Source organism: Psychromonas sp. MB-3u-54 (assembly GCF_002836415.1).
Taxonomy (GTDB): domain Bacteria; phylum Pseudomonadota; class Gammaproteobacteria; order Enterobacterales; family Psychromonadaceae; genus Psychromonas.
The window spans coordinates 117567-130739 of record NZ_PJBP01000180.1 but is presented as its reverse complement, the minus strand read 5'-3'; the positions used below and the strand labels follow the sequence as shown (position 1 = coordinate 130739).

At 45.3% G+C, this 13173-nt stretch carries 9 protein-coding genes; 1 reads left to right on the top strand and 8 read right to left on the bottom strand.

Translation table 11 applies throughout. From position 1 onward, the window contains the following. Positions 1 to 57 precede the first annotated feature (57 nt). Both ppx and ppk1 read right to left on the bottom strand, forming a co-directional pair. Positions 58 to 1563 carry an exopolyphosphatase gene (gene ppx / locus CXF72_RS17315; protein WP_101040989.1) on the bottom strand — a complete coding sequence of 502 codons (1506 nt, stop codon included), beginning with the start codon at positions 1561 to 1563 and terminating at the stop codon, positions 58 to 60. Continuing rightward, positions 1547 to 3676 carry a polyphosphate kinase 1 gene (ppk1, locus tag CXF72_RS17310; protein WP_101040987.1) on the bottom strand — a complete coding sequence of 710 codons (2130 nt, stop codon included), beginning with the start codon at positions 3674 to 3676 and terminating at the stop codon, positions 1547 to 1549. Before ppk1 ends, ppx begins: the two co-directional genes overlap by 17 nt. 263 nt (positions 3677 to 3939) lie before the next feature. On the opposite strand from ppk1, the gene CXF72_RS17305 reads away from it, so the two are divergent. Continuing rightward, positions 3940 to 4824, top strand: a complete 885-nt coding sequence (locus CXF72_RS17305; protein WP_101040985.1) for a DMT family transporter — start codon at positions 3940 to 3942, stop codon at positions 4822 to 4824. Positions 4825 to 5268: 444 nt separating this feature from the next. Here CXF72_RS17305 and CXF72_RS17300 read toward each other — a convergent pair whose 3' ends face one another. The 6 genes from CXF72_RS17300 to CXF72_RS17275 all read right to left on the bottom strand — a co-directional run bounded on the left by CXF72_RS17300 (position 5269) and on the right by CXF72_RS17275 (position 13027). After that, a complete protein-coding gene (locus CXF72_RS17300; RefSeq protein WP_101040984.1) occupies positions 5269 to 5766 on the bottom strand; it encodes a hypothetical protein in 498 nt (165 codons plus the stop codon). Between the two features lie 7 nt (positions 5767 to 5773). Next, the gene (locus CXF72_RS17295; protein ID WP_101040982.1) at positions 5774 to 6523 is read right to left on the bottom strand and encodes an efflux RND transporter periplasmic adaptor subunit; all 750 of its coding nucleotides are present in this window, start codon (positions 6521 to 6523) and stop codon (positions 5774 to 5776) included. Then, positions 6520 to 8514, bottom strand: a complete 1995-nt coding sequence (locus tag CXF72_RS17290; RefSeq protein WP_157823284.1) for a preprotein translocase subunit SecA — start codon at positions 8512 to 8514, stop codon at positions 6520 to 6522. Before CXF72_RS17290 ends, CXF72_RS17295 begins: the two co-directional genes overlap by 4 nt. Beyond that, positions 8507 to 10648 carry a peptidase M50 gene (locus tag CXF72_RS17285; protein ID WP_101040978.1) on the bottom strand — a complete coding sequence of 714 codons (2142 nt, stop codon included), beginning with the start codon at positions 10646 to 10648 and terminating at the stop codon, positions 8507 to 8509. The genes CXF72_RS17290 and CXF72_RS17285 overlap by 8 nt, the downstream gene beginning before the upstream one ends. 144 nt (positions 10649 to 10792) lie before the next feature. Further along, positions 10793 to 12616, bottom strand: a complete 1824-nt coding sequence (locus CXF72_RS17280; RefSeq protein ID WP_101040976.1) for an HlyD family efflux transporter periplasmic adaptor subunit — start codon at positions 12614 to 12616, stop codon at positions 10793 to 10795. 108 nt (positions 12617 to 12724) lie between these two features. Continuing rightward, the gene (locus CXF72_RS17275; protein ID WP_101040974.1) at positions 12725 to 13027 is read right to left on the bottom strand and encodes a DUF3467 domain-containing protein; all 303 of its coding nucleotides are present in this window, start codon (positions 13025 to 13027) and stop codon (positions 12725 to 12727) included. Between the last annotated feature and the right edge of the window lie 146 nt (positions 13028 to 13173).

The following is a 13173-nucleotide window of genomic DNA, read 5'->3' as shown; positions in this document are numbered from 1 at the left end:
CCGGCTCAAAGACCGGAATAGCAATAAACCGAATGTTCAAAAATATTGAAATAATCCTCAAAATTTAAGTTGCCATCCGACACTTAACCAACGCTCTTGCTCGACTAATAAGTCTGCATGCAGACATTTATTATCTTCAAGCCACTGCAGATTAACGCAGCTCAGTACCCAAAGTTGATCTTTTACCGTTAACAACATTCCCGGTAATAGCTGATCGTTGCGCTGCGCATTGAGAATAATAGCCAGCCGCAGTATTTTTATAAGCGCAAGTAAATGGCTTTTATCAAACAGGTGAAACTCAGGCATTTCATTCAGTCTCAATGATTTGTGCTGAAAGCGTGCCAGAGTGGCAAGCACTAATTGCTGCTCACTATTAAACCCGGGCATATTAGTATGCTGCAGTATATAACCTGAATGGCGGTGAAAACCGCGGAAGCTGATATTTAGCCCAACTTCATGTAACAGTGCAGCCCACTGCAATAGTGACAGCAGGTCACTGTTCTTTTTAATGCCCAGAGTTTGCCGGACTTGGTGAAATAATTCGCTCGCCTGGGACTTAACACAAAGCGCATGATTTAATTCAACGTGATGTTTACGGGCTATATTTTCGGTTGTGCGCATACGGATATCCGAGCGCGCAAAACGTTCTTCCATCTCATAGAGCACGCCCTCCCGCAGTGCGCCATCGGAAAAATGCATTTCAATAAGGTGAAACTCTTGAAAAATCGCATTTAAAATAGCGACACCTGCTGCGAAAACAGGCTTTCGTTCCTTGTTTAATCCGGAAAGCGCGATAGCATCAATACTGTCAAAGGTGCACAGCACATCTATCAATTCCTTAACTCGCTTATGCGTAATCAATCCCTCGGTATAGCCGAAGCTAATAAGCACTTCTTTAATGGCTTTGATAGTCCCCGATGAGCCAAACGCGGTGCTCCAGCCTTTTTTCCTGTATTTTTTTACAAGCGGCTTAAGACATTGCTCTGCAGCCAGCGTGGCTTTAGAAAAATTATGTTTAGAAAGCTTGCCATTATTAAAAAATTCTCTGGTAAAGCTCACGCAGCCCATTGGCTGACTGTTGAGCAGATCGACTTCAAACCCCTGACCGATGATCATTTCGGTACTGCCACCACCAATATCGACGACAAATTTGGAGTCTGATTCGACCTGAGTATGGGCAACACCCAGGTAAATGAGACGCGCTTCTTCTTCGCCTGGAATAATCTCAATAGGAAAAGGCAACACTGCCCGCGCGCGCCGAATAAAAACAGGCGCGTTGGTTGCCTGGCGTAAAGTATGCGTTGCAGCAATACGCACATTGTCGACTTCAAAGCTTTGTAAACGTTCTGCAAACATCGCCAAACACACAAGTCCGCGTTCTATTGCAGCGTCGCTTAGATTCATTTCACTATCAAGTCCAGATGCTAAGCGTACTCTCTGTTTATGGCGGCTGACCATCTGGAGATCCTGCCCCACCACTTTTGCGACTACCATGTGGAAGCTGTTTGATCCCAAGTCAATGGCGGCTATATTTCGTGCTTCTGGTTCAATGGATTGCGACATGATCTAGGCTCTGCTTATGTTGTTTTCTGGTTTGCTTCTCGGTAGTTTTAAGATAGTCATAAATTGCGAGCTGTGAGCGAATTTTTTTGCGGTTTCCTCGCGGTACATAATCGTTGCTCATCTCTTTATCCATCAAACGCGCTTTGACAGTATCTGTAAAATGAATCTCAAGAATATCAATAATGCGTTTTTTCAAACGGGGATCACGGATGGGGACAGTCACTTCGATTCTATGGTCAAGATTTCGAGTCATCCAGTCGGCAGAGGAGATATAAACTTGCGGATCGCCATCATTATGTGTAATTAACACCCTTGAGTGTTCTAAAAATCGATCGATAATACTGATAATCCTTATATTTTCACTGACCCCTTTAATACCCGGTACTAAAGAGCACATACCGCGAATGATCATTTGAATCTGTACACCCGCCCGACTTGCACTATAGAGTTTATTAATAAGCCCCTTATCCACGAGATTATTCACTTTGAGCGTCAATGCGGCGTATTTTCCGAGATCAGCATTAGCGATTTCCTGATCAATAATTTGATAGAGCCGTTTACGCGAATTACGGGGCGAAAGAATAAGGTGATTAAAACGCACTGGACGATAGGGGTTCTCAATATAGCTAAACACTTTACGCACTTCTAAAGCGATTTCTTGATCAGCGGTTAACAGGGAAAAATCAGTATAGATACGCGCGGTTTTTTCGTGAAAATTCCCTGTGCCTATATGCGCATAATAAATTACTTCTTCTTTTTCAAGGCGGCTGATCAGCAGTAATTTCGAGTGAATTTTAAGCCCTGAAGAACCAAAAACAACTTGAACGCCGGCTTCGGTAAGCACTTTAGCCCATTCGATATTAGCTTCTTCATCAAAACGCGCCTGCAACTCCACCACCACAGTCACATTTTTACCGTTATGGACGGCGTCAATCAGAGAATTCATTAACTGCGACTGTTTCGCCACACGGTAAATATTTATTTTAATACTGAGCACTTTGGGATCAAATGAGGCTTGCCGTACCAGCTCCGCGATATGGCTAAAAGTATGATACGGATAATAAACTAATATATCTTTTGCGCGAATGGCATCAAAATAATTCACATAACCTTCAAAATCAGCACTCTCGATCGGCGTAAGAGATTTATTTTCCAGGTAGTTAGGGCCAATATTTGGAAAGCTGATAAAATCCTTGAAATTGTAATAACGACCACCGGGAAGCAGGCTATCATAGTTGGATATTTTTAATTTTTTACATAAAAAATCGAGCATCGCTTGCGGCATCTCTCGCTCATAAACGAAGCGTACTGCCATCGCGGTTAAACGCTGACTCACCCCTTCAGACATTTTATCCAAGACACTGTATTCGACTTCATGGCTTAAATCGTACTCGGCATCGCGTGTCATTTTCATGGCATAACCGTTAAGCTCGTCGTAGTCAAAAAATCCTCGAAACAGTTCCTCCAGACAATAACGAACAATGTTGTCGAGGAGGATAATGGTTTTACGCCCCCTGCCTTTCTGTTCCGGCACCCTAACAAAGCGGGGTAAATACCCAGTAGGAATTTCCAGCAATGCATATTGAGAATGGTTTTCTTTTTTTAGTTCGACAACAATGTAGGCATCTGTATCATTGAGAAACTGTAGAAGATCAATATCATCATTCAGCAGTAAAGGGGTGATGTGCGGCATCACTTCTTTTTTAAAGTATTTTCTAATCCAGTTTTGTTGTGCTTGATCGAGTTGCAGCTCGCTGACTAAAAAAATCCGGCGTCTTGCCATTTCACGGATCAGCTCATTATAAAGTACGTCAAATCGTTCATTAAGCTGCAGCACTTTGTCTTGCATTCTGGACAATAATTGTTTATTAAACTTGAGTGCATGGGTGTTCATCGAGAATTCGTTCCAGGCATGCTCCTGGTCGATTAATATCCGGCGCTTCACATCTGCAAAACGAACTTTATAAAATTCATCTAAATTATTAGAAAAAATACCCAGAAAACGAATTCGTTCAATTAAAGGGACACTCTTATCAGCGGCTTCTTGAAGCACGCGCTCATTAAATGAAAGCCAACTAAGTTCCTTTTCGATATAGAATTTTTCAGTACTCATACTCTCTGGCCTTTAACGCTGCGCTTATTACGCAATCAATATTATTGTGATACAGCACTATATGTCATTTATATTACATTTTAATGACATAAAAGATTTCTTAGTCCCAGACTTTTTATAGGATACTGTTTCAGAAGAGTATTACTCGTTTTATTGCTGATGTAGCATAAGGACACAACGCAGGCTCTGCCTTGTATAAAGCACTCGAAAATCCACAAGAAAGTTCAATATTTCCTAGCATAAAGATATATAGAGGAACAAACATGAATATTATATTGGCGATGGTGGCGGCTTTTTGTTGGGGTACGACCTATGCCGTCACGCAATACAGCCTTCAGGGTTGGCCGCCGCTGCTGCTCGGTGCGCTGCGCGCTTTACCTGCGGGTTTACTGTTATTAATGATTAAACCTAATTTACCTAAACCCAATGACTGGGCGGTTTTATTGCGTCTGGCCGCCATTAATATTGCGCTATTTTTTAGCTTGTTATTTGTGATGTCACAAACCCTGCCTTCGGCCATTTCGAGTATGGGCATGATTTATGTACCTGTTTTTGCGATGTTATTCCATTGGCTTATTTATAAAAAGTCCCCTACTAAAGTACAAACCCTCTCCGGAATATTATTAATAATCTTAGCCTGGCAATTATTTGATCCGCAACGAATACAATTGAGCAGTATCGGTCTACTGGCATTGGCAGGCGCGATCAGTTGCATTGTGCTGGGCAGCAATATCACTAAATCTTTAAGTAAAAACATTCACTGGTGGACGGTTTTATCCTGGCAATTGATTTTAGGGGGAAGTCTGTTAGCGATCGTCGCAAGTCTGCAGGCCATTATTTCACCGACACAATATATTAATGTCTGGCAGAATTTCAATCGCTTAAACGGAGCGGGATTACTGTGGCTGATCCTGCTTAATACGGTTTTAGCTTATACCTTATATGTCTGGTTATTAAGCCGCATGACCGTGGTTGAATTTACTTTTGCGGGCATTAGCAATCCGATAGCCGGGGTTTTAATGGGCTTATTGTTGCTTGCAGAGTCTTTTAGTTTTTATCAATACTCACTGATGGTGGCAATGATTATCACCTCCTTGCTGTCCCCTTTATTTAGTCTCTATATGAATAAAAAAGATCAAAAAAAATAAGGGCTGCGCAGCTTATACCAAACGCATTAATAAAGTGATCCGATTTACTATTTAAAATTATCCAGGCGGTTTTGTGAGCGTAGATTTTGCCTTTGAAGCAACTGTTTATAAATTTAATGCTGTCTTATTTGCACGTCAACTAGCACCAACCATAACAACAAACGCATAGCTCGTAGGGTGCATTCTATGCACCCTACGCAACGACTGTCCCATTTTTTGCGACTTGTGGTTTTGGTTTAACTTTATTTCTTAGAGTTCCGACCTTGACGGCGTGTAGATGATGAGAAACCGACACCTAGTTTCGCAGTTCGAGGGAGTCATGCTTCTCAACAGCAAAAGCAATAAGGTAAAAAGAGTTTTGTTCGTAACACTATGCTAGCGCATCCACAAGGCGGCTATCACCTTACAAAAAAACTATCCTATCGATGCCTTCTCGATTACAACTCATTCAAGTGACTGAGATGCATTAAGACGCACCCCGTACAAGCTCACTATATTATCCTTCACTATCACCGATATAGTTAACGCAGCCGAACGTTTGCCGGTTTCTTTAACCCGTATATTAAAAAGCAATTTATAATAACGTTCATTGCCCTTTTCACCGATTTTATTGGCGCTGACGAAGGCGCTTTCTTCGATTTCACCAAACAACTGATAGAGCTTCTTCAATTGCGTTTCCAGTTGCTTGTGGCTGATTTTAACCTTAGCCTGATCATTGAATAAAGCATACAGTGCCTGATGTTCCTGCCCGTTATACATGTCGATGACTTTTTTACCCCAAACCTGCGCAACTAACGCATCAAGGCTTTCTTCAACCCGGTCATTGACGACAGCGGGAGTAGGAACCGGTGTTTGCTTTAGCAGCAGTGAACCGGTTAACGCGAGGTTAAGTAAAACCAGCAGCAGAATAAAGCCTAAAAGAATATTGGTGACTTTGCTCATAATTATCCTAAGGTTGATTCATTATTTGTGCTGAACAACGGATACCCGCCGGTATTTCATTACCCGGATTCGTCATCAGCAGCTGCACACGGAAGGTGCTGCTGGCAGAGTCAATCAGCGGATCCACTATAATAACCTTAGCGCGCCGGGCATCAATCTTGTCTAACTCTGGTTTGATCAATAATGCCTGATTGACGGCAATTTCGCCAAAATAACGGGCAGGTAATAACAAGTCAACATGCAGCGGGTCTAAGGTTGCCAGAGAAAGAATAGGATCAATATTGACGTATTCACCTTCACTATTAAAACGGTTAACCACCACGCCATTGATGGGACTTAACACCTGACGCAGGGCAAGCTCCTGTTGTTTTAAGCGTAATTCTGACTTTGCGATCAGTAAATCTGTTTCAATTTCATCACGCTCAAAGGCGGTTAAAATATTTTCATCATAAAGATCCTGGTTACGCTGTGCTTTTCGTTCAGCAAATCCAGCCCTGACACGGGCTAACTGCACACCTTCTCTTTCAACACCGGCCTTTAGCTCGAATAAGGTATTGCCTTTTTTAACCCTATCCCCCCGTTTAACCATGACCTTATCAAGTACCCCGGTAACCGGCGAGCTTACCAGCACCTTTTCGCTCGGCGCCAACATGCAGCCTAATGTTAACAAGGCCTGCTCCTCGGCATAAAGCTGACCTACCGGAGAGAACATAAAAGCGGTGCCAACAATAAATATAACAGCTGATTTTTTTATCATTTTTTATCTCCGGTAAAGGCCAACGTCCGCTGACGTTGGGTATCCACTTTGATGAGTTGCATGCGTTGTCGGTAATGACTTTTTGAAAGCTTTTTCTGACAATTTTTATGGATAAGATAGCCGACGCGATGCGGTAACATGATCCCGGTTTTGCTGGCAGAATGTATAAATTTCTTGAGGATGGCGCCCGACATTTTTTTTATAAGCTGGTCTTCAAGGGATAAAACTTCACTGAAAAAACCCGGATCGCCCATACGCGCACTTCTGCCCGCTAACTGTCTGTCAATACGGGTCGCATCCTGCAATTCGGTGATCACCACATGCAGGCCGCCAGCCGTTCGAGTTTCGGCGCTGAGTTTAATGTCCGTTCCCCGTCCGGCCATGCTGGTCGAGACCGTCACCGCACCGGGGTAACCGGCCAAGGAGACGATATCCGCTTCTTCTTTGTCCTGCCGTGCGTTCAGTACTTTATGTTTTATAGCGTGGTCAGTAAACACTTGGCTGATGGCCTCCGACGAGGCGACTGAATTGGTACCAATTAAAACGGCCTGCCCCTGTTTAACCAGATCGCGGGTAATATCGGCAACCCGTTGCCATTTTTCTTCTTCTGTTTGATAAACTTCACAAAATTGTTTTTTACGTTGGCTTTGTTTAAGCAACGGAATGGTTTCACTGCGTAGCCGGTAGACATCCAGCAATTCGCTGGCCACTTCGCTCACCGTGCCGGTCATGCCGCATAAATGGTGATATTTTCTGAAAAAATTCTGATAGCTAATCTCGGCATTGGTTTCCCGCGGTTTGGTGAGTTCACAGCCTTCTTTCATTTCAATCATCTGCTGCAGGCCCTGCCCCCAACTGCGCCCCGGCATAACTCTGCCGGTATAAAGGTCGACAATTTGCAGCGCCCCTTCATCATCAATAATATAATCCCTGTCGAGATGATAAACATGCAAGGCTGATAAAGCCTGCTTAACCAGGGGCTCACGATAAAAGCTGCTTTTCCACAGGCCCTGAAGGAGTTCGCAGGCATCAATTAATAATTTTTGTCCGGCGGAGGACAAGTGTATTGCCGCGCTTTCATCCTGCTTAAAATGAATGCCTTTGTCGAACTTAGCGGCAATCTCCATGGCGGTTTTGAGCAGAATTTCTTCCCGTTGACCAAATTTTTCCTCTCCGGAAATAATCAGTGGCGTTCTGGCCTCATCAATAAAAACACTGTCGGCCTCATCTACAATGGCAAAGTGCAAACCACGTAATAATAAATTATTCGACCAGGCCGTGTCCCCCGTCAGCAAAGAGGCCTGCTGCACCCGCGTGGTTTTTCTATGGGCGAGCACCAACCTGTCTTTTAAAAAATCAAAGGTCAGCTCTTTATTGCTGCAGTAACAGAGATCAGAATCATAGGCTGCCCTGCGTTCCGGTAATTCTTTTTCATGGGTAATAATACCTAAAGATAAGCCCAAAGCCTGATATAAGGGCTGCATCTCAGTCGCATCACGCTCGGCCAGATAATCATTAATGGTGACCACGTGAACAGGAATGCCCGCAAGCCCGGCGGTGGCGGCCGCTAACGTGGCCGCCAGCGTTTTACCTTCGCCCGTTGACATCTCAGCGATGCCGCCGCGCAGTAAGGCCAGTGAGGTTAGAATTTGCGTGTGATGGTGACGCATTCCGAGCACCCGCCCGCTTACTTCGCGAATAACCGCAAAGGCTTCAATAATAGTGGCCGTGGTGATGCCGTTAATACGTAACAGAGCGCGGCTATTTTCCAGCGCCCGTTGCAGTTGCTCACTATCCTCCTTTTCAAGTTGTGCTGAGCGCATTATGATAGCCTTGACAATGCGCTTGTTTCGCCGCAGCAGCTGGTTGCCCCCCTTATTAAGCATCTCTTTTGATCTTCTTAAAAAAGTATCAAGACGGTTGCTTTCCTGCCAGGTGACTTCATTACGCAATCCGGCAAGCAGCGGCTGCTTACAAGCAAAATCAGACATCAAAGTACTCCAGGAAGGTACGCCGAACCAGACGATAAGTCCGATAAATAATGGCTTCCGGCGGGTGCTCAAATTGTAAATGAAGTCGCTCTTCAACATAGGTAACCGGTAATCGGTCAAACTTAAGGGCGACAATAAAATACTGCTGCAATGCCTGCGGTGAATCGCTAGATGAAGGGTCCATAACGACTGCACCGCCGGCGGCTTCCGTCAGTATTTCACTGACCGGATTGCGGGTCGCTGCAGGGAAAACAGACCAGCTGGCAGGGGTTAATTCTGCGGATAAATCAGACGATTTAAGGGCATGCACAGCAACAACATGTCCACGGACAAGTTCAATCTCTGCTTCCGGAATCATGCCGCGCACGGTGATATTATTATTGGTTATCACATAGCCAATAAGCTCCCCGCGTTTAACAAAGACGCCGGGCAGATCAGCTGCACTCCTGACTGACCAAATACCATCTGCCTGAGCATAGAGACGCAAAGATTCCAGGCGCTTTTGGCTTTCGGTTAACTCCGATTGCAGGCGTAATAATTCATCATCGTATATTTTTAACTGCACAGGGTCATTCCAGACCCCCTGGCGCTTAGCATCAGCCTCGGCATATTGCTGCTCTAACACTTGTTGTGCGGTATGCAGTTGATGATTTTCGCAGCTCAGCAGTAAGTCGCCCCGATGCACCGTCTCCCCTGCCTGTTTATGCAGTTCTCGAATGAAGCAGCTTTCTTCGGCAAGGACGCGGCGTTGTTCATTCATTTGCACCACCCCCTCGATACTGGTGGTCAGCGGCAAAGGCATAATGCCGAGCAGCAGGATAATAATGCCCGCACAAAGCGGAATCATCACCGTCGGGCTGCGGCTTCCTGCGCGAATATCTGAATCTTGCCAGGTTTTATAGAGCATTTTTAAGTTCGGCCAGATCAAGGTACCGATAAACGACCAGAGCGCCAAAATAACGCCAATCACAAAATATTGCTGGGCGACGAATAAAATGATCGATGCCATCAAAAATAAACGATAAACCAGCGCCGCTAAGCCGTAGGAAAACAACCACAGTGCTTCACGTTTGTCATAAGCGGGTGAAGCCCCCCCTTGAACACCAAAGATAAAACGTTTACACAGCCAGCCCCAATATTGATTGGCTCGCTGACCAAGATTGGGGATCTCCAGATAATCGGCCAGTATGTAATAACCGTCAAATCTGAGCAGTGGATTGCCGTTTACCAGTACCGTTGAAACCCCGGCAATAAAAATAATATTATAAGCAATGGATTTAACCATACCGGGTTCGGCATTCGCCCACACCAGCATCGCCAAAGCCGCAATAAACAGCTCGACAAGAATACCGGCAGAGCCGACCAACATACGCTGTTTTTTATCCGCAAACGCACTGGATGACGACGCATCAACATAGGGCATCGGGATAAACACCAGCAGCATCACACCGAGTTCGTGGACTTCCCCGCCCCCGCGTTTGATACAATAACCATGGCCGAGCTCGTGGAGCAGTTTTATGACCGGGTATATTAGCCACAACAGGACAATATTATCAGCCGCCAATATTCGATCAGAAACGTTTTCCGTCAGTTCATCCCAATGCTGCCCGACCAGGGTCAGCATGCTGATAATAAGCACACACCATAACAGCAGCACGAAAATTGAAAACAACGGTTTAACATATTTTTGCGTGGCGAGCAGGAAACGTTCTGGATCAACAAGGGGGATTTTAATGGAGAGCGGTGATTTCAGCTTTGCCATCCATTTTTTTCTTTCCGCTTCCTGGCCGCGCTCGAAAAGCTCACCGATGTCACCACTGGTATCCATGCGCACCAGATTTGCCTGATAAAGACTGGCCAGTAGCTGCAGCATTTCTTCATGGGTGGGCATTTCCTCGCCCAGTCGTTGCGAGGACAGTTCCCATAAGCGGTCGATAGTGCGCCCGCCATTCATCAACCCCACAATTAAATAAGACTGCGCAGAAAGCCGCCTTACCTGCCCGGTGACATGATCTTCAAGTACATACCAGCGCTTGCCTCGATAACGGTGCGCATTAACGGTAATGTGGTCTCTCAGCCGCGGTTTTAAATCGGCAATTTGGTACCAGTCATGGGAAAAAAGAGTCGCACTCATAATGTTTTTATTGCTGTCAGCTGAAACATATTACTGTCCCCAAAAACGCCACAATATATTTTCATTTCTGTCAGCTGAAACATATTACTATCCCCAAAAATACCACAATATAATATTTTTATTGATGTCAGTTGAAGCATATTACTATCCCCAAAAACGCCACCATTGAAGTTTCATCCAATCAATCATGCTGCGCGTCCAGATACTGATCAACAAACGCTCATCCACATACACCTGCGCCACACCTTCAAGACCGACGCGTAACATGTCAGCCTTATTTTCAAATGTCGCTTCAACACGGTAAACCGTCGCACCATCACGTGCTTCGGCCATCGGGTTAATACGGGTGACCGTAAAGGAAAACTTTCTATCGGGTAACGCCGCCAGTACCAACCGCCCCGTTTGGGATCCCCTGATATCATTAATGTGAAATTCATCAACATACATCGCCAGCCGGAAACGACCGCGGGGTGATAATTCAAATAAGACATCACCCTGGCGAAGCTGCGAGCCGATACGCTGATTAAGGTCTCCGGACACAATCAGGGCATCAAAGGGAGCCAGCATAATAGCCTGCGAAATCTGGTAATCAAGCAGTTCGATTTCGGCCTGAGCGCGTTTTCTCTGCGCGTTACTGATCTGCACTTTTGAGGGTTCTTGTTTAGCCAACGCATCCTCATACTGACGTTTGGATGTCGCCTGCTGGCTGATCCAGCTCATGCGCTGTAAACGTGACTGGCGCGTATCCAATTCGGCCAACAGCTCACCCTTTTTCACTGTGTCCCCCGCCCTGAGCGTCGCGCTCTGCAGGTAACCATCATAGGGCACCACAATAGAACGCAGTTCAGCCCCTTCGATAACCGCATCGGCACTGATATTATAGGTTCCGGGCATCAGGCTGAAAAACACGGACAGTGCAACCAGTATAAACAAAGTGATCTTGCGAGTGAGGTGCCCTGGACCAATCAACAGACTCAATTGATTTTTAAAACTACGGGAAATATAGGCATATAAGGGCAAACAAGACTGACGTTTCTCCTCCAGCACCACGCCGACAAAATTGCTCAGAGCTTCAGCCGTCAGTTGATCTTCTTTAGTAAAAGGCTGATCCGCTGGACGATCAAACAGCACTCCGCCATAACATGATTCCTTGTCAATCAGGGGAACACTCATCAGTGCGCGCTGCCCTTCGCCGCCGGAGAGCTTACTGTGCGCGTGGGTGACACGATTATGATCATCGAGTGGCGGCCATAAAATAGATTCTTGCTGGTCAGTCGCTTCCTGCATCGCCTGAGTAGTGAGCTTGACCAGTTCATGCTTTTTACTGTGGCCGCTGCTGTCGGACTCAGAGTGAATCTCTAATTCAGCCTTTTTCACAAACCCCAGCACCACTCTTTCTGCGTGTAAATATTGACCCATCAGATTAACGAAACGCAGGGCCGCATGGTCAAAATCACGCTCTCCGAGCACATGAGCAATGCTGTCGATAACAATATGTTGCCGTTGATTATCACGGGCCAGAGTACTTAATAAATTTCGGGCGAGACGTAATTCCAGCCATCCTGTACAGTATTCAATCACCGCCAGCGCTTTGTGTAATTGAGTTTCATCGACGGCTGAAAACATCAGCGTGACCACCGCCCGTAAGTCACCTTTGACAAAGACCGGGTAACTGCCCAGATGGTGCTTGCCATCATTTAATGGCGTAATAAGAGGCTGCTTTTTTCTCAGGGTTTCTTCTGCCGCGTCCTGCAATAATTTATCCTGAGTGCTGTCCTCGGGCCAGACCGCCAGTGCATGAAATTGTCCGCTTTGCGACTCATCCGCGACCACTAAGCCGGCATCGACCTGAGGTAGCTGAGTGCACAACCACGCTAACCAGGTGAAATGCCAATTTTCATCCTGGGTATCCAGCAGACGATTAAGCTGTTGAAGAGAATCGGGTAAAGAAGTCTGTATTTCAGCCATGTGAAAATTCTTTTTTCATTTATTAGTCATTATGTTGGTTTGTGACCCTAGAAAATGCACCGGTCTGTAAAAAAACCGGCACGTTTATAGACTATTATATTCTTTATTTTATTTTTTTTCGGCTTCATCCAGCGCACCAAAACGCTTTTCATATTCGGCCACGACGCCGTTTAACAGCAGTGATAAACGCTTAGCGGCAAAAGGACTCACGATAACGCGGTCGGTTAATTCAATCGCCACTTCTTTTTGCCCTGAACGCCATGCCTGATTAGTGCCAAACAGTAAAGTCACTTCCTCACGCGTACTTGAAACATTGCAGACATTCGCATAAACACTGCGCATTTTGCTGTCATCCCAGCGAATTGTCGGACCATTTGTTTTCTTTTTGTTATCGGCTGCTTCATCTGTCATTTTCATACCTCACTGTTATTGATTGAATTTAATGTTTTGTTGCAGGGGCTTGTTTTCCCATACTCCAAATTGTCAACGGGCTGCATTTTAAGCAAGTATTGTAAATCAGCATAAATGCGCGCTTGAGTGATAATATTCCGGTCGTA